The 25,040-nt window shown below is 68.4% G+C and carries 20 protein-coding genes; 13 read left to right on the top strand and 7 right to left on the bottom strand.

Annotated elements, in window-relative coordinates; all coding sequences use genetic code 11:
• Position 1 precedes the first annotated feature (1 nt).
• Complete coding sequence (locus ACOGI8_RS02700; protein WP_419855355.1) at positions 2-1,141, top strand: Gfo/Idh/MocA family protein; 1,140 nt, start codon at positions 2-4, stop codon at positions 1,139-1,141.
• A 31-nt stretch (positions 1,142-1,172) separates the two neighbouring features.
• Positions 1,173-2,243 carry an LLM class flavin-dependent oxidoreductase gene (locus ACOGI8_RS02695; RefSeq protein ID WP_419855354.1) on the top strand — a complete coding sequence of 357 codons (1,071 nt, stop codon included), beginning with the start codon at positions 1,173-1,175 and terminating at the stop codon, positions 2,241-2,243.
• A 4-nt stretch (positions 2,244-2,247) separates the two neighbouring features.
• On the opposite strand, the gene ACOGI8_RS02690 is transcribed toward ACOGI8_RS02695, so the two are convergent.
• On the bottom strand, positions 2,248-3,408 hold the full coding sequence (locus ACOGI8_RS02690; RefSeq protein ID WP_419855353.1) for an ABC transporter ATP-binding protein: 1,161 nt from the start codon (positions 3,406-3,408) through the stop codon (positions 2,248-2,250).
• Between the two features lie 168 nt (positions 3,409-3,576).
• On the opposite strand from ACOGI8_RS02690, the gene ACOGI8_RS02685 reads away from it, so the two are divergent.
• From ACOGI8_RS02685 to ACOGI8_RS02670, 4 genes are all read left to right on the top strand, one after another.
• Entirely contained in the window at positions 3,577-4,338 is a 762-nt protein-coding gene (locus ACOGI8_RS02685; protein WP_419855352.1) for a class II aldolase/adducin family protein, read from the top strand.
• A 95-nt stretch (positions 4,339-4,433) separates the two neighbouring features.
• On the top strand, positions 4,434-6,212 hold the full coding sequence (locus ACOGI8_RS02680) for an FAD-dependent oxidoreductase (protein ID WP_419856356.1): 1,779 nt from the start codon (positions 4,434-4,436) through the stop codon (positions 6,210-6,212).
• 33 nt (positions 6,213-6,245) lie between these two features.
• Complete coding sequence (locus tag ACOGI8_RS02675) at positions 6,246-7,004, top strand: crotonase/enoyl-CoA hydratase family protein (RefSeq protein ID WP_419855351.1); 759 nt, start codon at positions 6,246-6,248, stop codon at positions 7,002-7,004.
• A 189-nt stretch (positions 7,005-7,193) separates the two neighbouring features.
• Entirely contained in the window at positions 7,194-8,180 is a 987-nt protein-coding gene (locus ACOGI8_RS02670) for an SDR family NAD(P)-dependent oxidoreductase (protein ID WP_419855350.1), read from the top strand.
• 109 nt (positions 8,181-8,289) lie between these two features.
• On the opposite strand, the gene ACOGI8_RS02665 is transcribed toward ACOGI8_RS02670, so the two are convergent.
• A complete protein-coding gene (locus tag ACOGI8_RS02665; protein ID WP_419856355.1) occupies positions 8,290-9,525 on the bottom strand; it encodes an FEA1-related lipoprotein in 1,236 nt (411 codons plus the stop codon).
• A 112-nt stretch (positions 9,526-9,637) separates the two neighbouring features.
• Entirely contained in the window at positions 9,638-11,320 is a 1,683-nt protein-coding gene (locus ACOGI8_RS02660; protein ID WP_419855349.1) for a lysylphosphatidylglycerol synthase domain-containing protein, read from the bottom strand.
• 75 nt (positions 11,321-11,395) lie between these two features.
• Between ACOGI8_RS02660 and ACOGI8_RS02655 the strand changes: the two genes are divergently transcribed.
• Genes ACOGI8_RS02655 through ACOGI8_RS02645 form a run of 3 tightly spaced genes read left to right on the top strand, consistent with a single transcriptional unit; the run spans position 11,396 to position 15,695 of the window.
• Positions 11,396-12,526, top strand: a complete 1,131-nt coding sequence (locus ACOGI8_RS02655) for an extracellular solute-binding protein (protein WP_419855348.1) — start codon at positions 11,396-11,398, stop codon at positions 12,524-12,526.
• A 36-nt stretch (positions 12,527-12,562) separates the two neighbouring features.
• Complete coding sequence (locus ACOGI8_RS02650; protein WP_419855347.1) at positions 12,563-14,197, top strand: ABC transporter permease; 1,635 nt, start codon at positions 12,563-12,565, stop codon at positions 14,195-14,197.
• 55 nt (positions 14,198-14,252) lie between these two features.
• A complete protein-coding gene (locus ACOGI8_RS02645) occupies positions 14,253-15,695 on the top strand; it encodes a hypothetical protein (RefSeq protein WP_419855346.1) in 1,443 nt (480 codons plus the stop codon).
• Here the strand turns inward: ACOGI8_RS02645 and ACOGI8_RS02640 are convergent.
• Positions 15,626-16,639, bottom strand: coding sequence for an NAD-dependent epimerase/dehydratase family protein (locus ACOGI8_RS02640; RefSeq protein ID WP_419855345.1), 1,014 nt, complete (start codon positions 16,637-16,639; stop codon positions 15,626-15,628). The genes ACOGI8_RS02645 and ACOGI8_RS02640 overlap by 70 nt on opposite strands.
• Before the next feature lie 153 nt (positions 16,640-16,792).
• Here ACOGI8_RS02640 and ACOGI8_RS02635 point away from each other — a divergent pair, with 153 nt between their 5' ends.
• Positions 16,793-17,977, top strand: a complete 1,185-nt coding sequence (locus tag ACOGI8_RS02635) for a protoporphyrinogen/coproporphyrinogen oxidase (RefSeq protein ID WP_419855344.1) — start codon at positions 16,793-16,795, stop codon at positions 17,975-17,977.
• Between the two features lie 84 nt (positions 17,978-18,061).
• Complete coding sequence (locus tag ACOGI8_RS02630; protein ID WP_419855343.1) at positions 18,062-18,346, top strand: hypothetical protein; 285 nt, start codon at positions 18,062-18,064, stop codon at positions 18,344-18,346.
• Positions 18,347-18,363: 17 nt separating this feature from the next.
• Here ACOGI8_RS02630 and ACOGI8_RS02625 read toward each other — a convergent pair whose 3' ends face one another.
• Positions 18,364-19,137 carry an EthD domain-containing protein gene (locus ACOGI8_RS02625; protein WP_419855342.1) on the bottom strand — a complete coding sequence of 258 codons (774 nt, stop codon included), beginning with the start codon at positions 19,135-19,137 and terminating at the stop codon, positions 18,364-18,366.
• A gap of 189 nt (positions 19,138-19,326) precedes the next feature.
• Between ACOGI8_RS02625 and ACOGI8_RS02620 the strand changes: the two genes are divergently transcribed.
• The gene (locus tag ACOGI8_RS02620; protein ID WP_419855341.1) at positions 19,327-20,502 is read left to right on the top strand and encodes an amidohydrolase family protein; all 1,176 of its coding nucleotides are present in this window, start codon (positions 19,327-19,329) and stop codon (positions 20,500-20,502) included.
• A 19-nt stretch (positions 20,503-20,521) separates the two neighbouring features.
• On the opposite strand, the gene ACOGI8_RS02615 is transcribed toward ACOGI8_RS02620, so the two are convergent.
• Both ACOGI8_RS02615 and ACOGI8_RS02610 read right to left on the bottom strand, forming a co-directional pair.
• Positions 20,522-22,036: a Fic family protein gene (locus ACOGI8_RS02615; protein ID WP_419855340.1), complete on the bottom strand. Its 1,515-nt coding sequence runs from the start codon at positions 22,034-22,036 to the stop codon at positions 20,522-20,524.
• 297 nt (positions 22,037-22,333) lie between these two features.
• Positions 22,334-23,569 carry an acyl-CoA dehydrogenase family protein gene (locus ACOGI8_RS02610; RefSeq protein ID WP_419855339.1) on the bottom strand — a complete coding sequence of 412 codons (1,236 nt, stop codon included), beginning with the start codon at positions 23,567-23,569 and terminating at the stop codon, positions 22,334-22,336.
• 169 nt (positions 23,570-23,738) lie between these two features.
• Between ACOGI8_RS02610 and ACOGI8_RS02605 the strand changes: the two genes are divergently transcribed.
• Entirely contained in the window at positions 23,739-25,001 is a 1,263-nt protein-coding gene (locus ACOGI8_RS02605; protein ID WP_419855338.1) for a Fic family protein, read from the top strand.
• Positions 25,002-25,040 lie beyond the last annotated feature (39 nt).

The raw sequence follows: 25,040 nt of genomic DNA, 5'->3' as shown, positions 1-25,040 counted from the left end.
CATGAGTTTCGACGCGGCAGGCAGCGGCGGTTCGATGCGCTTCGGCGTCATCGGCACCGGCATGATGGGCATCGAGCACATCGTCAACCTCGTAGCGCTCGACGGCGTCGAGGTCGCGGTGCTCTGCGACAACTGGGAGCCATCGCTCAAGGCGGCCCAGCACGAACTGGCCTGCAGCGGGCTCGACCCGGTGCCGTGCTTTAGCGACCATCGCGAGCTGCTCGCCGCAGGGCTGTGCGACGCCGTGGTGGTGGCGACGCCGAACCACCTACACACCGACATCGTTCTGGATGTGGCGGCTGCCGGTGTGCCCCAGCTCGTCGAGAAGCCGCTGGCCACCACTTTGGCCGGCTGCCGCCGCATCATCGACGGCGTCGAGGCGCTCGGGCGCAACGCGCCGCTGGTGTGGGTGGGGCTGGAATACCGCTACATGGCGCCGGTGGCTGCGCTGATCGAACAGGCGCACGCGGGTGCCGTGGGCCGCATTGCGATGGTGTCCATCCGAGAGCACCGCTTCCCCTTCCAGCCGAAGGTGCGGGACTGGAACCGGTTCAATCGCAACACCGGCGGGACGTTGGTGGAGAAGTGCTGCCACTTCTTCGACCTGATGCGCTTCATCCTGGGCGACGAGCCGGTGCGCGTGATGGCGTCGGGCGCGCAGGATCTGAACCATCTCGACGAGACCTACGGCAGCGAGACGCCCGACATCTTGGACAACGCCTTCGTGATCGTCGACTTCGCCTCGGGCGCGAGGGCGCTGCTGGACTTGTGCATGTTCGCCGACGCAACGCGGAACCAAGAAGAGCTGTCGGTGGTGGGCGAGGCCGGCAAGCTCGAGGCGCTGATCCCCGACGATGTGCTGCGGGTGGGCGTGCGCGGGCGCGACTGGATCGGCAATGTCACCGAGCGGCAGATCACCAGCACCGCGCCGGTGACCGGCCATCACCATGGCTCGTCGTACATCGAGCTGGAACGCTTCCGTGACGCCGTGATCACATCGAGTCCGGCGGAGTGCACGCTGGCCGATGGATTGTGGTCGGTGGCCATCGGCCGGGCCGCCCACATCTCAATTGACGAGGGCCGACCGGTGGAGATGAGTGAGCTGCTCACCTCTTCAGAACTCGCCGGGCCGGGCCAGTGAGTACCGCGGCGCAGCTTGCGGAGCCGCAGCAATGAGCACTGCCCCGCCCGAGGTCGCCTGGTTCTCGGCGCTGTGCGACGACGATTACGAGTTCCTCGGCGTGCCAGACCCCACCCTGGCCAGCACCTGGGACCACTGTGCAGACATCGTCACCGCAGCCGAGCGCAACGGATTCGACAACGTGCTGCTTCCCTCGGGCTACACGCTGGGCATCGACGCCACCGCGTTCGCCGCGGGCATCGCCACCCGCACCAGTCGCATCAACCTGCTGCTGGCGGTGCGCATGGGCGAGCTCTGGCCGCCGCAGCTCGCGCGCCAGCTCGCCACCATCGACCAGATGGCAGGCGGCCGACTCACCATCAACATCATCTCCAGCGATCTGCCCGGCGCCCCTCTGCCGTCAGCCCCTCGCTACCAGCGCACCCGTGAGTACATGGAGGTGCTGCGTACCCTGCTCGACGGCCAGCCCGTCGACTTCGACGGCGAATTCGTCTCGGTGCAACTCGAACCGCCACGCGTCGGCACCGTGAGCGGCAAGTGCCCGCCCTTCTACTTCGGCGGTTTCTCCGACGATGCCAAGCACACCGCCGCCCTAGCAGCCGATGTGTTCCTCACCTGGCCCGACACCGTCGCAGGCGTGGCGGCAACCGTCACCGAAATGCGAGACCGGGCCGCGGCAGTAGGGCGCGAGCTGAAGTTCGGCCTGCGTGCGCACATGATCGTGCGACCCACAACCGCAGAAGCCATCGACGCCACCCGCCGGCTGGTGAGCCAGCTTGACGACGACACCGGAGCATCCATCCGAGCCCGAGCACTCGACTCGGCCTCCGTCGGGGTGCAGCGCCAAGCCCAGCTACGCGACAGCGCCGACGACGACGGCTTCGCCGAGGACGGCCTCTGGACCGGCATCGGCAGAGCCCGAAGCGGCGCCGGCGCAGCCATCGTCGGCAACCCCGAAGAAGTCACCGCCAAGCTGAACGCCTACCGCGCCGTGGGCATCGACGCCTTCATCCTCTCCGGCTACCCCCACCAAGCCGAGTGCGACCTCTTCGGTCGCCTAGTTCTGCCATCGCTTCCCCACCGAAAGCTCTGGAACCCCTGATCGCTCAGCCGCGAATGGCGGCCTCAGTCGCGGCATCGAAGAAATGCAGGCCGTCTACGTCGACGGTGAGCTCAACGGTGGAACCAGGCCGGGCCGCACTACGAGGATGCACCCGGGCGATGACCATCCGGTCCTCAATGCCCTCCAGCGCGTCAGGATCACCAGCCTCCACCGAGGGTGCGTCGAGCGGGAAGTGCAGCAGCAGATCCGAGCCCAGCGCTTCGGTCAGCGACACCGTTGCCCGGAGGCGCGGCGCCCCGTCGTCGGTTGTGACGGCAGCATCCTCGAATGCCTCCGGCCGGATGCCGACCACCACGTCGGCCCCGTCGTAACCCCGCAAGGCGGGATTCGCCGCCAGCACCTGTTCATTGAGCAGCAGCGTCTGCGAGCCCAGGCGCAGCTGCCACGCGTCGGCGCCGCTTTCCAACCGTGCCAGGCGCAGGTTCATGGCAGGCGCCCCGATGAAGCCGGCCACGAACAGGTTGTCGGGCCGCTCGTACAGGTCGGTCGGGTCGTCCACCTGCTGCAGCAGCCCGTCCTTGAGCACCGCCACACGGTCGCCCATGGTCATGGCCTCGACTTGGTCGTGCGTGACGTAGATGGTGGTGGCGCCCAGGCGGTGCTGCAGGGCCGTGATCTCGGCGCGCATCTGCACCCGCAGCTTGGCGTCGAGGTTCGACAGCGGTTCGTCCATGAGGAACACCGCCGGGTCGCGCACGATGGCCCGGCCCATGGCCACGCGCTGGCGCTGGCCGCCCGAGAGCTGCGCCGGCTTGTTGCCGAGCAGCGGCTCCAGCTCGAGCAGGCGTGCGGCGGTGCGCACCCGCTCGGTGATTTCCGCCTTGGGGACGCCCGCCAGCTTCAGGGGGAAGCCGATGTTGCGGGCCACGTCGAGGTGGGGATACAGCGCGTAGCTCTGGAACACCATGGCGATGTTGCGGTCCTTGGGCTCTACGTCGTTCATGCGCTCGCTGCCGATCAGCAGCTCCCCGTCGCTGATCTCCTCGAGACCGGCCACCATCCGCAGCGCCGTCGACTTGCCGCAGCCCGACGGCCCCACCAGCACGAGGAACTCGCCGTCGGCGATGTCGATGTTCAGGTCGGTGACGGCGACGAACCCGTTCGGGTATTTCTTCGTGAGCCGGTCGAGGGTGACCGTTGCCATGAGACCCCCATGTGCGGACCCGGTGAGCCCAATTGGCCGAGATTACTTCGCGACTGTGAACGCTCGTGCTTGGGCCTTGTTTCCCGCTCTTGTTCGCTGCGCTCACGGGCCGCTCGGGCCACGGCTTCGCCTACGGGCTCAGCCTCTGGGCGTGGCAGAATTCGCGAAGTGACTGCTTGCGACCCTGCCACCGAGACCGCCGAGCCGTTCGAGGCCGACCCGCACGCCGAGCGCTCCCGCCTGCTCGCCGACCTGGCCCAGGCGTACCGCCTGTTCGGCGTGCTGCGCTGGGGCGAGCTGGGCGACGGCCACATCACCTGCCGCGACCCGCTGCAGCCGGACCACATGTGGCTGCTGCGGTACGGCGTGCCTTTCGAACGAGCGAGCGTCGACGACCTCGTGCTGCTGGCGCCCGACGGCACCGCCGCCGACCAGCAAGGCAGGCCGGCCACCATCAACAACGCCGCCTACCACATACATCACCCCATCCACGAGGCCCGGCCCGACATCGGCGCTGCCGCACATACCCACACCCAGTGGGGCACGCCGTTCTCGGCTGAACGGCGGATGATCGAGCCGATCAACCAGGAGGCGACCTGCTTCTTCGAAGACCATGCACTCTTCGACGACGGGGAAGTGCAGGTCCTCTCGACCGACGGCGGCAAGCGCATCGCCGCTGCCCTCGGCGACTGCCGCACCGTCATCCTGGCCAACCACGGGCTGCTCACGGTGGGGGCGAGCCCAGCCGACGCGGTGGGCTGGTTCGTGCTTGCCGAACGCGTGGCTGAAGTGCAGATGAAGGCCACCCGCGGCATCCCGATCTCCGACGAGGACGCACGCATAGCGCAGCGCAACCTCACTGAGGGCGACTTCGGCTGGATCCTGTTCGGCTGGGCGGCCCGCCGCCACCTGCCCCACGAGTTCGCCTGAACGCCGCGGACATTGCTCAGAGTGGCTGAACAGTGAGCGAGCCCAACGCGACCGATGACGGTGAATCCGAAGCCGACGCTGCCGGTGACAGCAGGCTGGGACCAGCGCAGCGCGCCGCGTGGCTCGACGAGCTGAGCGGCGAACAGGGTGACGGCCGCGTCGACATCGTGGTCATCGGCGGCGGTGTCACCGGCGCGGGCTGCGCGCTCGACCTGGCGCTGCGGGGCCATAGCGTCGCGCTGCTCGAGCAGCGCGACCTGGCGTCGGGCACATCAAGCCGTTCGTCGAAGCTGATCCACGGTGGCCTGCGCTACCTGCAGCGCCTCGAGTTCGGCCTGGTGAAGGAATCGCTCACCGAGCGCCGCCTGCTGCTGGGCCGGCTGGCACCTCACCTCGTGCGCCCCGTCCAGTTCCTCTACCCCATCCGGCGGGGTTGGCGAGAGCGGCTGCACACCGGGCTCGGCATTGCGCTGTACAGCGCGATGGCCGGTCGGGGGCGCCACGCCCATGGCTCGCACCGGCACCTCGGCCGGCGTGGCACCCATCGCCTGGCGCCCGGCCTCGATCCGGACGTCGTGCGAGGCGGCATCACCTATTGGGACGGCCAGACCGACGACGCCCGGCTCGTGGTGGCCATCGCCCGCACCGCTGCCGCCCATGGCGCACGCATTCTCACCTCCACCCGCGTCCAGGAGCTGGTGGTCACCGGCGGTGCGGTCCGGGGCGTGATTGCGCATTGCGGCGAGACCGGACGCACCTTCAAGCTGGACGCCGACGCGGTGATCAACGCCACCGGTGTGTGGACAAGCCAGATCGAGCAGTTGGCCGGCCGGGGCACCTGGCCCTCAGAGGGGCCCCGCACCCGTATCCGTGCGTCGAAGGGGATCCACCTGCTGGTGCCGCGGGACCGGATCGACCTGCAGTGCGGGCTGATCGTGCCCACGCCGCCCAGCGTGCTCTTCGTGGTGCCATGGGGCGAGCGCTGGATCATCGGCACCACCGACAGCGACTGGGATCTCGACTACGCCCACCCCGCTGCCAGCAGTGCCGACATCGAGCTGCTGCTCGAACGTCTCAACGGCGTGCTGGCCCGCCCGATTGGCCGTGACGACATCTGCGGTGTCTATGCCGGGCTGCGACCGCTGGTGGCCGGCGATGCCCCCGAGGCGGCTGAGCAGTCGGCCAAGCTGAGCCGCGAGCATGCGATCACCCGGGTGGCGCCGGGGCTGGTCTCGGTGGCGGGCGGCAAGTACACGACCTACCGGGTGATGGCGGCCGACACGGTCGAACTCGCCATCGGTGAGGTGTGGGCGGCTCGGGGCCACACGGCGCCACGGCTTCCCCGCCGTCGCCGTGACGCTGCAGCCCGCCGATCCGCCACGCTGGTTACGCCGCTCGTCGGTGCCAAGGGTTACGAGGAACGGCGAGGGCACCACGACGAGCTTGGTGCCCGGATGGGAGTGAGGCTGAGCCGCGTCGCGTCTGCGCATCTGCTGGACCGCCACGGCGATCGGATCGACGAAGTGATCGAGCTGATCGCCGCCCAGCCCGAGCTGGCGCGGCCGCTGGCAGAGGGGCTGCCGTACCTGCGTGCCGAAGTGGTCCACGCAGTGCGCCACGAGGGGGCTCTGCATCTCGATGATGTGCTGACCCGACGGACACGGCTGTCTGTCGAGTCGTGGGACCGCGGCGTCGACGCCGCACAGGACACAGCCGAGTTGATGGGCGCCGAGCTCGGCTGGTCGCCCGAGACCGTCGAGCGCGAGGTGTGGCACTACCAAGCACGGGTGGAGGCCGAGCGCGACAGCCAGACCCGGCCCGACGACCAGACCGCCGACGCGGCCCGACTCGGCGCACCCGACATCCGCCGCTGAGCGAGGTGTTGCGCACTCTCTTAGATTGACGCGATGGTCGTTGATTACGAAGTCCAGGGGCGGGTGGCGATCTTCACGCTGAACCGGCCCGAAGCCCGCAATGCCATCAGCCACGAGGTGTCCTCGGAGATGGAAGCCCATCTCGACACCTTTGAGGCCGATCCCGAGGTCTGGGTCGGGATCCTGGCCGGTACTGGCACCGTGTTCAGCGCCGGCGCCGACCTGAAGTCGGTTGCGGCGAAGAAGCCAATCGAGACCGAAAAGGGCGGCTTTGCCGGGCTCGCCCGCTACCCCCGCACCAAGCCGCTCATCGCGGCGGTGGACGGCGCGGCGCTGGCAGGCGGCCTCGAGATCGTGCTGTCCTGCGATCTGGTGGTGGCCTCGCCACGGGCCCGCTTCGGCATTCCCGAAGTGAAGCGGTCGCTGGTGGCCGCCGCGGGCGGGCTGTTCCGCCTGCCCCAGGTGGTGGGCCGCAACGTGGCGCTGGAGCTGGCCATGACGGGCGACCCGATCTCGGCCGAGCGGGCCTACCAGCTCGGCCTGGTCAACGAGATGGCCGACGAGGGCGAGGTGGTGCCGGCCGCTATGGAGCTCGCCGGGCGGATCATCGCGAACGCTCCCAAGGCCGTGCGCGAGAGCCGCGCCGTGGTGCTCGAGAGCCATGCGCGCTCCGAGGACGACGGCTGGGAGATCACCAAGGATCACTTCCGCAACATCCTCGGCACCGAGGACTTCCTGGAGGGGCCACGGGCGTTCGTCGAGAAGCGCGATCCGGTCTGGACCGGCCGCTAGCGCGCACCGTCCTGGGTCCGAGCGGCCCCGGAGCGAAACGGACGCGGGCGGGCAGCTGCGTGACCGTCCGAGCGCGTATTTCGCGCCTGTCCACGTAGGGCAGACTCGCGGTCTGCATTGGCCGTCCGGCCGGAAGCTCGACTGGCAGCTTCCAACACCTCAGCCCGTCGCTCAATGAGGAGCAACGCCATGACCTACACCGCGCCCACCGACAGGTTCCGCTTCGATGCGCTGCGCGGCGGCGTAGAGGGCAAGCGCGTGCTCATCACCGGCGCCGGCAAGGACGGCGGCATCGGCCAAGCGATGGCGCTCAGCGCCGGGCTCAACGGCGCCGACTCGGTCGGCATTCACTTCCATCGCAGCTACGAAGACGGGTTCGACCTGGTCGATCGCCTGCGTGACGAGGGCGTGCACGCCTTCCCCGTGCAGGCCGATGTCACCAATCTGCGCGACCTGTGGGCCATCCGCAGCTACGTCATCGACCAGATGGGCGGCTTGCCGCCGAACCTAGTGATCTGCAATTCGGGCCTGACCGAATCGGGCTACAGCCTCGGCCGCACGCTGCGCCCGGTCGAGGGCGAGTCGTCATCGCTTCGGAGGGCCCGGGTGCGCCAGGCGTTCATTGAGAATCTGGAGCAGTCACGGCTGGTGCTCGACACCAAGGTCGACGGCTTCCTGGCATCGACCCACCTGTGGGCGGGCGAGGCGGTGTACGCCGGCGAGCAGGCGCAGTTCGTGTATGTGTCGTCTCGACAGGCGGTGGACCCGGGCCCGGCAGTACCCGGCTACGCGCTCAGCAACTGGGCGGTGTTGCAGCTTCCCAAGGTGCTCAAGGTGAATCTGGGTCGCAGCGCCGACCTGGTCACCTGCTTCACGCTGCTGCTGCCGTTCGTGCGCACGGGCATGACCAACGAGTACGCCGGCAACGAGCGGGTTTTCGGGCGCTGGCAGCCGCGGATGCTGGAACCCTGCGAGATGGCCGAGGCGTTCATGGAGCTGCTGGCCCGGCCCACCGACGAGACCGACGGCGCCATGTACGAGCTCATGGTGAACGCCGCCGACGAGGCCGACCCGGTGGGTCCGCCGGCGGTGGAACTGGTCTGGCACCAGCTCGCACTGAATCTCGACGAGCAACCCGTCGACTGGAGCGCCGCCGAACCCCTGCGCTTCGACTGACCTCGATGCCCGGTCCCAGATGCGGAGAGCAGGCAGGCCCTGTGTCCGAAGGGCCTGCCCGCATCCGCCGCATCCGGGAGGAACGGCCGAAGTGTGTGGGTGGGGAGCTCTACTGGAGCGTGCCGATGTCGTCGGCGCTGATGCCCAGAGCCGTCCACGCCGGCTGAAGTGCGGCGCGCACGGCATCGCCGTAGCCGTTTGCGCCAGGCGCATTGCTGAGATCGAGGATGGCGGACATCGCCGCCGCGTCGGCACCCGCTGGCACGGCGTAGGGCTCGATGACCCGCCAGAACGCCAGTCCCTCGGCCTGATGCTCGGCAGCCTTGGCGTCGTTGCCGTCGGCCAGGTCGCCCTCGATGAGCGACGCATAGCGGATCGCCGCCTGCGAGTAGGTGATGACCAGGTTGCGCACGATCTCGAGGGCCGCTGCCTCTGTACTGGCCCTGTCGCCGTCGAGCAGTGCGTCGCGGCCCTCGATCATCGCAGCGAGGATCGCTTCGTTCGCCCGGGCGGTCTCGCCGTCTGCACCCATCGTGGCGAAGTTGCCGGCGCGCTTGTTGGCCGTGGCGTAGGGCGCGCAGCCCGGCTCGGCGCCGTGATAGAAGGCCCACGCCTCATCCCAGTTGTGCGGAGCGCCGCTGGCGGCGTCGAAGTTGCCGTCGGCGGCCTTGGCCAGCGCAGCGTCGAGCTCGTGCACCACCCAGGCCACCATCACCTGGTTCTGGATGCCCTTCTCGACACCCTGGCCGCGGACGGCATCGCTGGTGCCGGAGAACATGCCAGTGCCGTCGAGCGCTGCGCTCACGAAGTCATCGAGCGGCGTCGCTGTGCCGTAGTAGGCGTCGTGCCCGTGGCTGCGATCGTCGCGCGACGCGAACCCGCCGATGGTGCGGATGGAGCCGTCGCTCTTCACCGAGTTCTTGCCGTTGCGGTAGATGTCGTCCACGGCGGCGAAGTCGCCGGCATCGAGCAGGTCGCCGATGCCGCAGATGTCGGCCACCACCAGCCGGTGGGAGTCGACATTGGAGGCGTACTCGTAGCCACCGTCGCCGGGCGTCATGCCCGAGTCGGATCCGGCCGGGGCCGAGGCCGAGCCTGACGCCGATCCAGTGTGCGTGCCCGACGCTGACGCTGAGCCGCTGGCCGATCCCGTGTGCGTGCCCGACGCAGATGCCGAGCCGCTGGCCGAGCCGGAGCCTGAGGCACTGCCGCTGACCGATCCGGAGGATTCGCCGATCTCGCGCACCTCCGATCCGTCATCGCTGCCGGTGCACGAGGCCGCCAACAGCGCGACCGCCGCGAATACGGCGATGAGAATTCCCCAGGTGCGTCTGGCATGAAGCATTGCTGTCTCTTTCGTCATGGCGACTTGCGCATCACATCGCTCGGCCGCGGTTCGGTGGGCTGTTCTCAGAATTGCTATGTCAGTATTGCTAACTACAAACTGATAAGTGACCCTATCGGCCAATAGTAGCTTTGTCTAATGAAGTTTCGGAAACCGCGGCACTGCGACCCGCTGTCAGCTCGCGGGCCACGGCCGGCACCACGTGGCGCAGGTAGCGGCCGAGCTTGATGAAGCTGTCGCCGGTGGTGCGGAAGCGGTAGCTGATCGGCACCTCGGCATAGCGGTAGCCCTTGTCGAGCAGGTCCAGCGTGAGCACCTGCGCGTAGTTGAAGTCGTGGATGATCTCCGCGTGCCGTGCAGCGTCGAGCGACAGGGCCCGGTAGCCGCTCTGCCCGTCGCTGATGCGCCGTCGCGCTACCAGCGACAGTGCAAGCGTCAGCACGACGTTCCCGAGACGCCGGTGCGGCTTCATCACCTCGATCTGGCCGCCGAACCTGCTGCCGACCACGTAGTCGGCCGTGCCAGCCAGGATCGGCGCAACCAGCGCCGGCAGTTCTTCGGGTGCGTACTCGCCGTCGGCATCGCAGAAGACGACGGCTGCCGCGCCGCGCTCGGCGCCCGCAGCGAGACCGATGCGCACCGCGTTGCCCAGGCCCCGGTTGGCGGCCAGCGAGATGACCGTCGCGCCGGCGGCACGGGCGCGCTCGGCGGTCGCATCGGCTGAGCCGTCATCGACCACCAGCACCTCGACATCGCAGCCGAGCACTGCCGCTGGCGCGCGGCGCACGCAATCGCCCACCGATGCTTCCTCGTTGAAGGCAGGCATGAACAGCACCACCAGCGGCCGGTCCACCGCCGACGGCACCGAGGTTGCGGGCTCAGCCTCCGGTGGTCTGGTGTGCAAGCGGGCCGACATGACGCCCGGTGTGGGAACCACTGCGGCCACACCGCCGGCGACGACCGAGTACGCGGTCTTCAGCGCATGAGCGGTCAGGGCCGCAACCAGCGCGGCAGCGGGGTCGTAGCCGAACGCGACGTACGCAGCCACCGCTGCTGCCTCATAGGTCCCGAATCCGCCTGGCGCGATCGCGACGATCTGCGCGATGACCGACAGCGCGGTAACGCCGACGGCCTCAGCCGCGCTGATCTCCAGGCCGGCCCAGTGGGCTGCCTCGTGCACCAGCACCGCCTCTGCGGGCCAGGCCAGCGCCGAGAGCCCGAGCGCTGCGAGGCCGGGAGGGCGCACATCGCTCCGGCCGCCGACCGACGCACGCAGCCACCACCACGCCAGCCCCGCGGCAATCACGGCCACGCCCGCGCCCATAAGCAGCCACCCGGCGGTTCCCATGATCGCCACGAGCACCACCGGGCTGACGGCGAGACCCCAGCCGAGCAGCGCCAGCGTGTCGGCAGTGCGCAGCGTGAGCGACGAGGCAATCGCCGCATCGGTGCTGATCGGCGTGCGCCTCACCACGCTCACCACGCGCAAGGCCTCGCCGAGCCGCAACGGCAACACGTGGTTGCCGCCGAGCGCGAGGTGGATGCCGGCGAGCGAGTGCCCGAAGCTCAGCGTGGGCAGCACCCGCCGCCACGCCACGGCGCGCATCATGAACGCCGCGCCGAAGGCGCTCAGCGCGATCGCCACGCTGAACGGCTCGGATGCTGCCCGCCGCCACGCCGCTCCGAGAGCTGCTCCGTCGGTCGCCCGCACCACGAACACCACCGCTACGGCAGTGACGGCGGCGACGATCAACGCGCCGGCTCGGCGCGACAGCGTCGCTCGGAGATAGGACACAGGGTTCAGGGTGCGCACCATAGCAAGTTAGGTTTGCCTTACATCAAGAAGAAACCGCCGCTATATTCGCGCCCCATGTCCATCCCGCATCTCGACCGGCTCACCTCTCCGCGTGGTATCTCGCACCGCCGACGGCCAGCACGTCTGGCGGCCGCAGTCGTCATCGCCTCCGCGCTGGCCGTATCGGCATGCGGCAGCAGCAGCACGCCCCGCTTCCTCGACGGTGCCGCGGCAGGGATCTACGGCGGCGAGTGCGCCCCGAGCTCCGGGAACGAAATCGCCATCTACTCGGGCCGCACCGAGAACCTCATCCGGCCTGTCCTCGACGCGTTCGCCTGTGAGAAGGGCATCGACGTGGCAGTGCGCTGGGGCGGTTCGACCGACCTGGCGCTGCTGCTGGCCGAGGAAGGCGACCGCACAGCGGCCGACGTCTTCCTGTCACGATCGCCCGGACCGGTGGGCTTCCTGGAGAGCCAGGATCTGCTCGGCACGATCGACCCTGACGTGCTGGCGCTGGTCGAGCCCCAGAACCACTCTGCATCAGGCACCTGGGTCGGCTTCTCGGGACGCAAGCGGGTGCTGGTGTACAACATCGACAGCTACTCGCCCGACGAGCTGCCCCAGTCGGTGTTCGACCTCACCGACGAGCGATTCCGCGGCCAGGTGGCGATCCCTGCCACAAACGGCTCGTTCATCGACTGGTTCACGGTGTTCCGGGATCAGTACGGATCCGACGTGGCAGCCGGATGGCTGTCGGACATGGTCGACAACGACGCCCGCTACTACCCCAACAACCGGTCCATCGTGGAAGCGGCCGGGCGGGGCGAGATCGAGATGGGCCTCGTGAACCACTACTACCAGTACCAAGAAGCCGCGGCGGAAGGCGACAGCCACCGGGCGTCCAACTGGGATCTGGCCGACGACGACATCGGCTCGCTCCTCATCATCACCGCAGCCACGGTGACGGCCTCCAGCGAGCGGACCGCCGAGGCCAACGAGCTGCTGTCGTACCTGCTCAGCGAGCCCGTCCAGCGCTACTTCAGCGAGGAGACCTTCGAGTACCCGCTGGCTGCAGGCGTCCAGCCGGTGGACATCCTGCCGCCGCTGCAGGCACTCGAGATCGGCAGCGTCGACTTCGACGCGCTGGGCGGCGGATTCGCCGAGACGACCGCAATCGTCGAAGCGAGTGGCATCCTCAACCAGTGAGCGCCCCCACGGTTCATCGCTAGCCGGGCCACCACGATGGCCACCACGACACAAGCGGAGCCGGCAGGCCGCAAGACGCCGGCGCTGCTGCGCGCCGGCGGGCTGGTGCTGGCGTTCGTGTTCGCCTTTCCCGGCATCTACCTGACCTACCGGGCCTTCGGCGAGGGCGCCGACCCCGGCAACCTGCTGTTCAGCGAGCGCACCCTCGCCCCGCTGTGGCGCACGCTGAAGCTCGCAGCGGCGGTGTCGGCCGGCTCGCTGGTGATGGGCACCGGCCTGGCTTGGCTGACCCACCGCACCGACCTGCCCGGACGGCGCATCTGGCGTGTGGTGCTGCCGCTGCCGCTGGTCTATCCCACGTTCCTGGGCGCGGCCGCGTTCATCAGAACGCTGAACCCGGGCGGGCTGGCCAACGACATGCTCAGCGGGGTTGGCGTCGGCACCACGCCCGAGCTGCGGGGGTTCTTCGGCGCCTGGCTGGTGCTGCTGCTGATGTGCTACCCGTACGTGTACATCCCGGTGGCGGCGCGCCTGCGCCAGTTGCCGTCCTCGCTGGAGGAAAGTGCGCGCTTGCTGGGCGACAGCGCGCTTGCGGCGTTCTGGCGCATCTCGTTGCCCTATGCCGCGACCGCCATCGGGGCGGGCACGCTGCTGGTGTTCCTCTACACGCTGAGCGACTTCGGTGCGGTGCAGCTCATGCGCTACGACACGCTGACACGCGCCATCGCCACCAACCACTTGGCCGACCCGCCCGCAGCGCTGGCGCTCAGCCTGATGCTGCTGGTGCTCGCGGCCGTAGTGGTGCTGGCCGAGCGATGGTTCTCACGACGGCTGCCCGACGGCTCCCGAGCCAGCGGCCCCGAACCCGCGACCCTGCGGCTGGGCCGCTGGCGCCCGCTGGCAACTACCGCCGTGGCCGTGGCCGCATTTGCCGGCGTGGGCGCGCCTCTTGTCGCCCTGGTCGACTGGGCTGCCGGCGGCGTCGCACGCACGTTCGGCGACGGGCGGCCGCTTACCGTCGACTACTCCCGGGTTGCCGATGCCACTCTCAACACGCTGTGGGTGAGCGTGGTGGCTGCGATCGTGGCGGTGGCCGCCGTGCTGCCGATCGCGTTCCTCGTCGGCCGCTACCGCTCACGGGCTGGCTGGCTTGCCCACGCCGTGGTCATCAGCACGTTCGCGGTTCCCGGGCTGCTGATCGCCCTGTCAATGCGCTTCTGGACGCTGCGCTCCGACATCGCGTTCACGCTGTTCGGCGATACCTTCGCTCTGCTGATCTTTGCCTACATCGTGCGGTTCGGCTCGCTGGCGATGGGCGTCAGCGTCGTGGCGGTGCGCAGCGTGCCCGACCGGCTGCACGACTCGGCGCGCCTCCTGGGTGCCGGCCCCCTGCGCCGGTTCTTCACGATCGACATGCCGCTCATGGGGCCCGCCCTGCTTGCCGGCGCCGGACTGGTGCTGCTGTCGGTCATGAAGGAGCTGCCGATCAGCCTGCTGATCTCGCCGTTGGGCTTCTCGACGCTGGCCACCCAGATCTTCGGCTCCTTCGAGGATGCCTTCGTGGCGGAGGCGGGTTTGATGGGCGTGACCCTGGTGGCGATGTCGTTCTTGCTGACCTGGTTCCTCGTCGTTCGCCGCCAGGAGCAGGCCTCGGGTCCAGAACGCAGGTGACAGCGTGACGGGGTCGGCAGCGAGCGTCGAGCCTGCCGTTTCGTGTGATGAGGGCGTGGCGAGACGAGGGCTCGCGCTGGCCATGGCCGGTGTGGCGCTGTGGTCGCTGGCATGGGCGCTCATCGCCATCGACGCCCGCGCCACCTACGGCGCCCGGGTCAGCGCGGACGAGCCCCAGTACCTCACCACGGCGCTGAGCCTCGGCACCGACTTCGATCTCGACATCTCTGACGAGCTGAGCGAGCGGAGTTTCCTGCCGTATCACGAGATCGATCTCAACCCCCAGACCCGGCCGCTGAACGACGACGGGCAGCGACTCAGCCCGCACGACCCGCTGCTGCCGCTGCTGCTGGCCGCTCCCATGCGCGCTGGCGGCTGGGTTGCGGCCAAGGCAACGCTGGCGGTGTTCGCAGCGCTCACGGCCGCCGCTGCGCTGTGGCTGGCGGTTCGCCGCGTGGGGGTCGGGCTGGGCATCGCCGCCGGTGTCGTGGCGATGTTCTTCGCCGCACCGCCGCTGGTGGCATATGGCTCGCAGGTGTACCCCGAGATGCCAGCGGCGCTGTGCGTCACGCTGGGCCTGGCCGCAGTGTGCGGCCAGCTCGGGCGCGGTGCCCGCGTGCTGGCAGCCGTGACGGTGGTCGCGTTGCCCTGGCTGTCGGTGAAATACGTGCCGCTCGCGGCAGTGATCGCCTTGGCGGTGGTGGTGCGGATGTGGTCGCGCCGGCGGCGAGAGCTGCTCGCCGAGGCGGTGTTCTATGTCATAGCCGGGGCTGTGTACCTGTGGCTGCACCAGGCGATCTACGGCGGATGGACTGTGTACGCGGCCGGCGACCACTTCGTCAGCAGCGAATTCACCGTGGTCGGCCGCCAGCCCGACTACGTCGGCCGAACCCGGCGCCTGGTGGGCCTGCTAGTAGACCGCGAGTTCGGCCTCGCGGCGTGGATGCCCGCGTACCTAGTTCTGCCCGGTGCGATGGCGGTGCTGGCCCGCGTGCGGCCGCCAAGGTGGTGGGCGATCGGCGCGGCGGTCGCGGTGGGTTACGGCGTGGCCACTTGGGTTGCGTTCACCATGCATGGGTGGTGGTGGCCCGGCCGCCAACTCGTGGTGATCCTGCCGGCTGCAGTCGCCGTCATCGCGCTGGCCGTCGAGCGCATCGCCGCGCTGCGGTGGGTGGTGCTCGGGAGCTGGATCGTCGGGGCGCTGAGCTGGGTGTGGCTGGCGATCGAGGCCTCGACGGATCGCCGCACGCTCATCGTGGACTTCGCCGAGACATCGAACCCCTGGTACCAGGCATGGTCGGCACTGCTGCCCAACTACCAGTCCTTCGGCGGGTTGGGCTCAGTGACGCTTCACTGGCTATGGGCGATCGTGCTGATCGCCATCGCGGCAACGGCGTGGCGCTGCTGTGGCGGATCGGGTCCGTCGTCTCACACCCCGGCGGGCACGAGCTCAGCGGAGCGCAGTACCGACGGCATCGATGCAAGCCGGATCCCCTGATGCCAAACCCACTGGGCGCAGAGCGCGTGTCGCAGGCTGGTGCGGGGTTGCCAGCCCAGGATCGCCCGGGCCTCGTCGTTCGCAGCCACGGTGGTCCACGGCTCGCCGGCAGGCGCGGGCTCCGCTCGCACCCGCACTGGGGCGCCTGCGATCCGTCCCACCGTGTCGATGACCTCGTTGAGCGACACGGTGCAGCCGCCGCCGATGTCGAACGTGCGGCCACGGGCCTCGGCGACCGTGCCGGCCAGCACCGTGGCGGCCACCGCGTCGCCCACGAAGGTGAATTCCCGCGACTGCTCGCCGCTGCCGCGCCGCCCGAAGGCTGGGCCGCACCGGCGAGTGGCCTCGAACAGCCGGTGCATCGCCATGTCGGGACGCTGCCGCGGGCCGAAGACGGTGAAGTAGCGCAGCGTGACCACATCGAGTCCGCGGTGGCGGTACACGTCGGCCAGGTCTTCGCAGGCCGCCTTGGATGCGCCGTAGGGGCTGAGCGGCGCCTTGCTGCGGGAGCCACCCGCCGCGGCGGTGTTGCCGTAGATCGACGAGCTCGATGCCAGCACGACACGGTCGACGCCTGCGCCGATGGCGGCGTCGAGCACCTTGCCGGTCACCGTGACGTTCATCTCGATGGTGCGAGTCAGCCCGGCACCCCACGAGTGCTGCACTCCCGGCCGGGCTGCCAGGTGGTAGACGGTGCTCGCGCCGTCGAACAGCTCTCGCAGGTCTGCCGTACGAAGATCCTTGACCTCGAGCCGGAACCCCGGATCAGCGCAGGCGATCTCGATGTTGCGTGCCCGATGGGCGGGGCTGTACCACGGGTCGAAGGAATCAATGCCGACGACGCAGTGGCCGACCTCAAGCAACGCGTCGACGAGGTGTGAGCCGATGAAGCCTGCCGCCCCGGTGACCACATCAGTGCATTCGGCGCGCTCAATAACCGACATTAGGGTTACCTTACACAACATGATTCGCGGCTGCTCGCGTTGCCTGGCTCAGCCTGTGCCGCCAGCCGGCACGTGTGCTTCGGGGCTGCACCATGGCTGACGTCGTCGTAATCGGAGCGGGACCGGCCGCTACATGCGCGGCACGGGTGCGCCATGGCTGAGATCGTCATCATCGGTGCCGGACCGGCCGGCCTGTCCGCTGCGCTCGATGCTGCCGAGGCCGGTCATCACTGCACGCTGGTGGAGGCCGGCAGCGCAGTCGGCGGCATGGCAGGGAGCTTCGAGTTCGCCGGCCAGCGCGTGGACTACGGGTCGCATCGTCTCCACTTCGCGCTCGGCGATCGTCAGCGCGCCCGTTTCGAGCGGCTGCTGGGCGACGACCTGCAGGTTCGGCCGCGCAACGGGCGCATCCGCCTGCGCGATCGCTGGATCGGGTTCCCGCTGCGCACCTGGGATCTCCTGACGCATGTGCCGCCGTCGTTCGGGCTGCGAGTCGCCGCCGACATCGCAACGGCCCCATTGAGGCGCACACCGACAGACCCAACGCGGCGCCCAGCGACGGGACGACTGCGACGCACACCGGGCACAGGGGGCACATCGTCCGACCGTTCGTCGGACTCGTCATTTGACACTGAGGTCCGGGCGCGCCTAGGTCCCACGGTTGCCGAGGAGTTCTACGGCCCCTACGCGCGCAAGCTGTACGGCATCGAGCCCGTCGAGCTGGATGCCGAACTGGCCCACCGGCGGGTGTCAGCATCGGGAATTAGCGATGTGCTGCGGCGGGTGGTGCGCGCCGCCCGACCCGCGGGTCGCCAGTTTCTGTACCCCCGTCGGGGCTACGGCCAGCTCAGCGAGGCCATGGCTGCCGCTGCCGTCGATGCGGGAGTCGACCTGCGTCTCGACACGGCCGCTGCGCGCATCGATCTGAGCGCAGGCGGCGTCACCGTGCACCTGCGCCCGCAGGGCCGACAGACCGACGTCGACGGCGGTGGCCAGCCGAGCACGGCAAGCGAGAGCGGCGCGGCGCTGGGCCCCCGAACCGATGCGAACGAGATCGTGCGTGCGGATTCGGTGCTGTCGACTGTGCCGGTTGCGACGCTCGCGTCGATCGTGGAGCCGGCACCGCCGCCTGCAGTCGTCGACGCACTAGCGCGATGCCGCACCCGGTCGATGGTGCTGGCATACCTCATAGTCGATCGGGATCAGTACACGCCCTACGACGCCCACTACTTCCCCGGGCTCGACACCGTGATCGCCAGGCTCTCTGAACCGAAGAACTACCGCGACGGAGACGACCCCGCAGGGCAGTCAGTGTTGTGCGCGGAGATTCCCTGCTGATCCCACGACGACATCTGGCATGCCGACGGGTCGGAGATCGCCGAACGGGTCGCCGCGGACCTCCACGTCAGCGGGCTGCCGGCGGTGTCCCCCTCAGAGACGACAGTGCGGCGCTTGCCGTCGGTGTACCCCGTCTTCGAACGAGCCACCATGGGCGATCGAGCCACGATGGCTGAGTGGCTCGCATCGCTCGCACCCGCGGGCCTGCTTTCGTTCGGCCGCCAGGGCCTCGCCGTCATCGACAACCTCCACCACGTCACCGACATGGGCGCCGACGCCGCGTCGGCGCTCACGCCCGAGGGCGAGATCTCGTCAGATGCCTGGCTGGCGTCGCTCGAGCGCTTCGCCAGCCACATCGTCGAAGACTGATCCCGACTCAGAACCGCTCAGCGGTGGTCGACCATCACGTGCTCTTTGGCGAGGAACATCGTCGAGCGGCCGAAGTCGATGAAGTTGGTTTCGTCCTCATAGGCACGGCGCGATGCCGCCCGGTTCTCGGGGATCGCGTTTCCCATGGCGCTGCGGTCCATCCAGACCTCGGCGTGACCGGTGTAGGGCTCCACCTTCGATCCTCGTGAGCGGTTGACGGCCGCAGTGAAGGAGTGCTCGTCGGCGTGCGCCTGCTGGTAGCGCAGGATGCCCGACGACTGCGCCTGCCGCCGGATGACCGGCCCGTGGTGGGTGCGCCAGTACCACTGCGCCTCGTCGATGCTCAGCGACGGCAGGTGGCGCAGCGGGAAGTACAGCTTGACCAGGCTGGATCGCTCGGTGGCCACGATGTTCTCCGGCGTCGGGTTCACCTGCGGGTACTCGTAGCAGTAGTACGCGGAAGAGTTCTCGATGTCGGCGAAGTTGAGCTCGTCTTCCACCAGCACCCGGTCGAACTCGCGCCCTTCGTCGGTGCGCATGGCGGCGAGCATCGATTCCTTCGATTCCCACCACACCTCGGCAACCCCGTCATAGGGCTCCTCCATCTCGCCGCGCCGGCCCGGCAGGCGACTGTGGTCGTCGCTGGTGGTATGCACCTGCACGTAGCGCAGGAAGTTCGCCGTGGCCGAGTGCGATACCACCAGCGGGCCGTGCACGTTCAGCCAGTAGTCCTGCATCTCGGCCCGGGTCATGCCCTTCTTGCGCCGCAGCAAGAACGTGAGTCGCAGCATGGTCCGCCTCCTCCGCCGTCGAGCGATCGAGCTTGGTGGCGACATTAGTTGTGGCCCGTTGCGCGCTCGCCCGAGCAGTGGCTGGCGGGCAGCAGGCCTGCGGCGGTGGATGGCCGGCCCGGAACTGCTGAAGGGGCGGCTGGTAGTTTCGGATCCGGCGCCGGCAGGCACCGAGAGGGGGCGCAGACCATGCCGATCACCGAGTTCTTTCCCGGGATCAAGATCGTCGACTCCGACACGCATTGGACCGAGCCGCACGACCTGTGGACCAGCCTCGCGCCCGCCAAGTACCGCGACCTGGTGCCCCAGATCCGCGAGCACGACGGCAAGCGCAAGTGGGTGGTGAACGGCGACATCCCGATCGCGGGCGACTCGGCGGTGTCGGCGATCCTGCCCGACGGCGAGAAGATGCTCGGGCTGAAGTTCCTCAAGCACGACATCGAGATGGTGCACGCGGCGTCGTACGACTGCGACGCCCGTCTCGAGCTGATGGACGCCATGGGCGTGAGCCACGGCATCGTGTACCCCAACGTCGGCGGCTTCGGGAACCAGAACTTCCTCAAGGTGGAGGACCGGGCGCTGCGCATCGCCTGCGTGGAGATCTACAACGACTGGATGGCCGACCTGCAGGCCCGCTCGGGCGGCCGCATCCTGCCGATGGCGCTGGTGCCGTGGTGGGACATCGACGCCAGCGTGCTCGAGGTCGACCGGGCACATCGCAACGGCGCCAAGGGCATCGTGATGTGCTCCAACCCGCACGACTCGGGCATGCCCAACTTCGCCCAGCCCGACTGGCGGCCGTTCTGGGAGATCTGCGAAGCGCTGGAGATGCCGGTCAACTTCCACATCGGCGCGTCAGAGGGCGACATCGACTGGTCGGGCAAGGTGCCGTACGACACCTGGTCGGGCGATGTGAAGATCTCCCTCGGCGGGGCGGCGATCTTCCTGGGCCAGCTGCGCTGGATGGTGAACCTGCTGGTGAGCGATGTGCCCGAGCGCTACCCCAACCTCAACTTCGTGTCGGTGGAGAGCGGCGTCGGCTGGATCCCGTTCCTACTCGACGCGCTCGACTACCAGTGCGGCGAGACCGCGCCCGAGCACCTGGCGCACCTGTCGATGAAGCCCTCGGAGTACTTCCGGCGGCAGTTCTACGGCTGCTTCTGGTTCGAGTCGCAGACGCTGGCACCGGCCATCGACCACATCGGGGCCACCCAGATCATGTTCGAGACCGACATCCCCCACCCGACGTGCCTGTACCCCCGCAGCGTCGAGCGGGTGCGTGACGCGATCGGCAACCTCGACGCCGCCACCCAGAAGCGGATCCTGCAGGACAACGCCGCAGAGCTCTACAAGATCGACGTGTAGCCCGAGCGCAGCCGCTGCATCACGGCAGCCGGAGCTTGATAGCGCCGAAAGCAGCGTCGTCGGGGTCTCGGAGCGCGTTGGTGGCCTCGAGCTGGCCATCGGTAGCACCTCGGTCATGCCAGGGCATCGCAGCCGTCCATCTCCATGCGAAGCTCATCACCCTCATCAGTGCCGCCACGTCGGTGGCCTGCGTCGTCGAGGTGCGCCGCAGGCAGCCGATGTACTCGTTGCGATACACGGCGGGAACGATGATCCGCGCAGCGTCGACCGCCGACAGCTCGGCATTCATCATGACCCGCGCCACACGACCGTTGCCGTCGGTGAATGGATGCACTTCGGCGACGAGGAACATCATGAATAGCGCCCGACGGAAGCCGGCAGGGACCATCCCGGCCAGCTCGAATCCCTGGCGCAGCGTTCCCTCCACAAGTTGGGGCTTGACGAACACGAAAGCCCCGACCTGGTTGTTCTTCTGCTTCCACTCGCCCGGTGTCATCTCGGGCCGGCCGCCCAGGATCATCCGATGGCGCTCGCGCAACAGGCCCAAGAACCCGTCAGCGTCGCTCGCTACCGATTTGCGTCCGACGGTGTCAGCGACGCAGCGATAGGTGCCCAGGATGTCGTGACCGTCGGCCGGACGATCGGCCGGCGGTTGCTGTGTGTCCACGATCCGGCGTGCTTCGGACACGCTGAACACCGTGCCTTCGATGTAGTTGGAGAAGTAGCTCTCAAAGAACGGCAGCGCTTCGGTGTCGGTTCCGGCCGGCAGCCAGCCGGGCACGTCGGGGTTCTCGTAACTGGTCACTTCCTGCGCCAGCCGGTTGAACAACTCAAGCCTGCGCTCGTCCCACGCGCGACCGCTCGTGTAGGCCACGAGCAGCTGGCCGCTGGTGGGACGCGCTGGCTCGTCGCCGCCCAATCGAGCGAACAGCCGGTCGATCGTCTCTGCACGGTCGGGATGACCCATTGCATCGGCAAGCAGCACTGCTTGGTCGCGAAGCCGGGCCATGCGCTCAGGGCCCCAGGAGATGGCCTTGCCAGCCAACCAATCCTCGAGTTCGGCAAGCGACAGCGTGCGGGCCACCTGCCCAGCGCGGCCGCGAGTCACGGCAAGGTTGTCCACCACGATGCGCGCAGGGCTGGACATCCGCAGCCCGTTGGCCCACGGCGGATCGTCGACCGGTTCGGCAAGCGGGGCGCCGGGACGTATCCGAATCTCCATCCCGGGAAGCCCAATGGACTTTCGATGGGTCTCGGCTGCGACAGTGATGCAGCCCTCGGTGACGCCGCCGTCGCGAGCCGCGGATCGGTCGACGATGACCGCTCCCGGAAGCAGTCGCCCAAGGATGGGCCAGCGGTTGGCGACCACGATCTCGGCGGGATCGGTGCTGAGGTCAGAGGAATACAGCCGAGGCGCCAGCCGACGAATGCGGCCGTCTGCCACAGCCCTGCTGAGCGTGTCCCGGGACGCCACGTCATCGAAGAACACGGTGCGCGGCCCAGTCGGCCAAGGGACAGTCAACCGTCGAGCCATAATCTGACGCTAGCGCTCTGAGTGCTCAGAAACCAGCAATTTCCCCTTAAATAGAGAATCTCTGCCGGTCATTTTTTGTTCTATAACCTTATTTTCTGACATCTATCCTATGAAAGACTTATTGAGGCTCACAGGTACCAACGAGAGGTCGAACACCGTGCGGTCACAGCGGAGCAGACGCGGCCCCACACAACGGCAGTTGCTGCCGGACTCGCACTAAACGGACATTTTTCTTCGGTTTGGCCCTTACGAGCCAACTATTTTCCGAATAGCACCTGACAACTGCGCAAGCGGCGGTCAGTTGCGGCGGGCGTCTTTGTAGGGGAGGTCCTTGGCGTCGTCGGGCTCCTTGGGCAGGCCCAGCACCCGCTCGCCGATGATGTTGCGCTGGATCTCGTCGGTGCCGCCGGCGATCGACATGGCCGGGGTCGACATCAGGATCTCCGACACGATGCCGTCGGCGTTGGAGCCGGGGCCCACGAGCATCCCCATCGAGCCGGCGATCATGGTGTGGGCGGTGTGGCAGGCCCGGGCGGTCACCGACATGTTCAGCTTGGTGAGCGAGCCCTCGGGGCCGGGCGGCTTGCCGGCGGCACGCGCGGCTCGGGCGCGTTGGGTGGTCCACGACGAGATGCGGCGCAGCGTCTCGACCCGGGCGATCTGCTGGCGGACTACCGGGTCGCTCACCCGGCCGGTGCGCTGCGCTTCGGGCACGACGAGGTTGGCCCGCCCTGCCCGCTGCGGGTACCACTTGTAGGTGGCGAAGTACTCGTCGCTCTCCTGGCGGGCTCGCTCGACCGTCGGACCGCCGTCGGCCGGGTAGCGGGGACGGCGTGTGGCCACCGCCGCCCGTTCGTGGGTGAGCGTGGTGAGGCCGATGCGCCAGCCGTCGCCGGGGTTGCCGACCAGCTCGTTGCCCGGCACCCGGGCGTCTTCGAAGAACACCTCGTTGAACGTGGCATGGCCGTTCATCTGGCGCAGCGGGCGCACCTCCACGCCGGGCTGGTCCATCGGGATGAGGAAGTACGAGATGCCCTGGTGCTTGGGCACGTCCCAGTTGGTACGCGCCATCAAGATGCCGAAGCGGGCCTTGTGCGCGCCCGAGTTCCAGACCTTCTGGCCGTTGACGATCCATTCGTCGCCGTCGCGATCGGCCCGGGTCACCAGTCCCGCCAGGTCGGAGCCGTTGGTGGGCTCGGAGAAGAGCTGGCACCACTTGTGCTCGCCGGTCAGGATCGGGCGCAGGTGGCGCCGCTTCTGCTCGTCGTCGGCGTGCGCGAGCAGTGTCGGCGCCACGAGGTACATGCTCACGCCCGCCGCAACGCCCACCGCTCCGACAGCATCGAACTCACGAGCCACCACGGCGTCCATCGACGGCGGCAGGCCCCGCCCGTGCCACTCCGCCGGCCACGACGGCGTGCCCCAGCCGGTGTCGGCCAGCAGGTTGCGCCACTCGATGAGCGGCCGCTCACGGTGCCAGTGCTCTTCCAGCCACGTCCGGGCTTCGTCGCGGACTTCGTCGGCGCTGGCCATGCGCGCAGCGTAGAACCACCGCGCCAACCCCGCCCAAACGCCACCACCGCCCGACCCGGCTGCCCAGTGCCGAATCCCCCCCCTATGGTTGTTTCACATTATAATTTCGTTATTGATTGATAAATAATATTCATTGTCAAACGACGAATAAATAGGTAGAATCACGCGCGTGATCTACGAAGTCCCCGACATGACAGCCACCGACGCGGCTGTCGCGGACGAAATCGAGCAGCTGCGCGAACAGCTCAGGCCCTATCTCCGCATGCGACGGCGTTGGTACGGCACCCTTCGTCGGGCCCAATTCGCGCGCGCTGTCCAGGGCTCGAATTCGATCGAGGGGTATCACGCCAGCGTCGAAGATGCGGCTGCGGTCATCGATGACGATGAGCCGATCGCCGAGGTGTCCGAGGACACCGTCAGTGCTGTAGCCGGTTATCGCGACGCGATGACGTACGCACTTCAGCTCGCTGCCGGCGTGTCGCCGCGAGACCGGCTTCGCAAGCCGTCGGCACGAGGCGCGGCAGGCCCCGAATCGTCGACCTTGTTGGCCCCGCCGCTGCCGGTCGACCTGTCGACCCTTCGTTCGCTGCACTTCATGATGATCAGGCATGACCTCGCCCATAACCCGGGTCAACTGCGTCCAGGTGCGATCTGGGTTGCCGACGCCGACGGCGAGTCGGTGTACGACGCCCCCGAGCGCCATGTCATCGAAGCTCTGCTCGGAGAGTTCTTCGAGCAATGCGCCGATGTCTTCGCCGATGACACCGTGCCGACGATGGTCGCTGCAGCAATGGCGTACCTCAACTTGGTGCTGATCCATCCATTCAGCGACGGCAACGGCCGGATGGCGCGCTGCGTGCAGACGCTGTTGCTCGCCGCTGCCGCCGTCCGGGACGACGATCCGCTCGCGCCGGAGTTTCTCAGCATCGAGGAGTACCTCGGACGGAACACGCTGGACTATTACGCAGCACTCAGCGCGGTCGCCAATGGTCAATGGTCGCCGGAGCGCAGCGCGCGCCCCTGGATCGAGTTCTGCTTGACTGCGCATCTTCGCCAAGCGCACACCGTGCTCCGCCGGGTGCTCGAGTTCGAGACGCTGTGGGATGCGTGCAGCCAGCTGGCTCAACAGCGCGGCGTGCCCGAACGCGCAGTGGGCACGCTCTGCGACGCCGCCCGCGGGTGGACCGTGCGCCGATCCCTGTACCTCACTCGTACCGAAACGAACGACGGCGAGCCGATCAGCGACGGCATGGCCTCGCGAGATCTGCAGATGATGGTGAGGGCAGGGCTGCTCACCGCGCTGGGCAACAAACGCGGGCGGCGGTACCGCCCCTCAGCCGAACTCGTCGACATCTGGCAGCAAATCCGGAGCATGCGGCTTGCACGCGATGACACCGACCCGTACCAATCCGCACAGCCCCAGCTGTTCTAGGCGAACGCCCGGTTGACGGACTGCCGTCGTTCAGGCAGA

Source organism: Candidatus Poriferisodalis sp., assembly GCF_965204195.1.
Lineage (GTDB): Bacteria > Actinomycetota > Acidimicrobiia > Acidimicrobiales > Poriferisodalaceae > Poriferisodalis.
The sequence above is the reverse complement of the archived record's forward strand: the minus strand, read 5'-3'. Positions and strand labels throughout refer to the sequence as shown.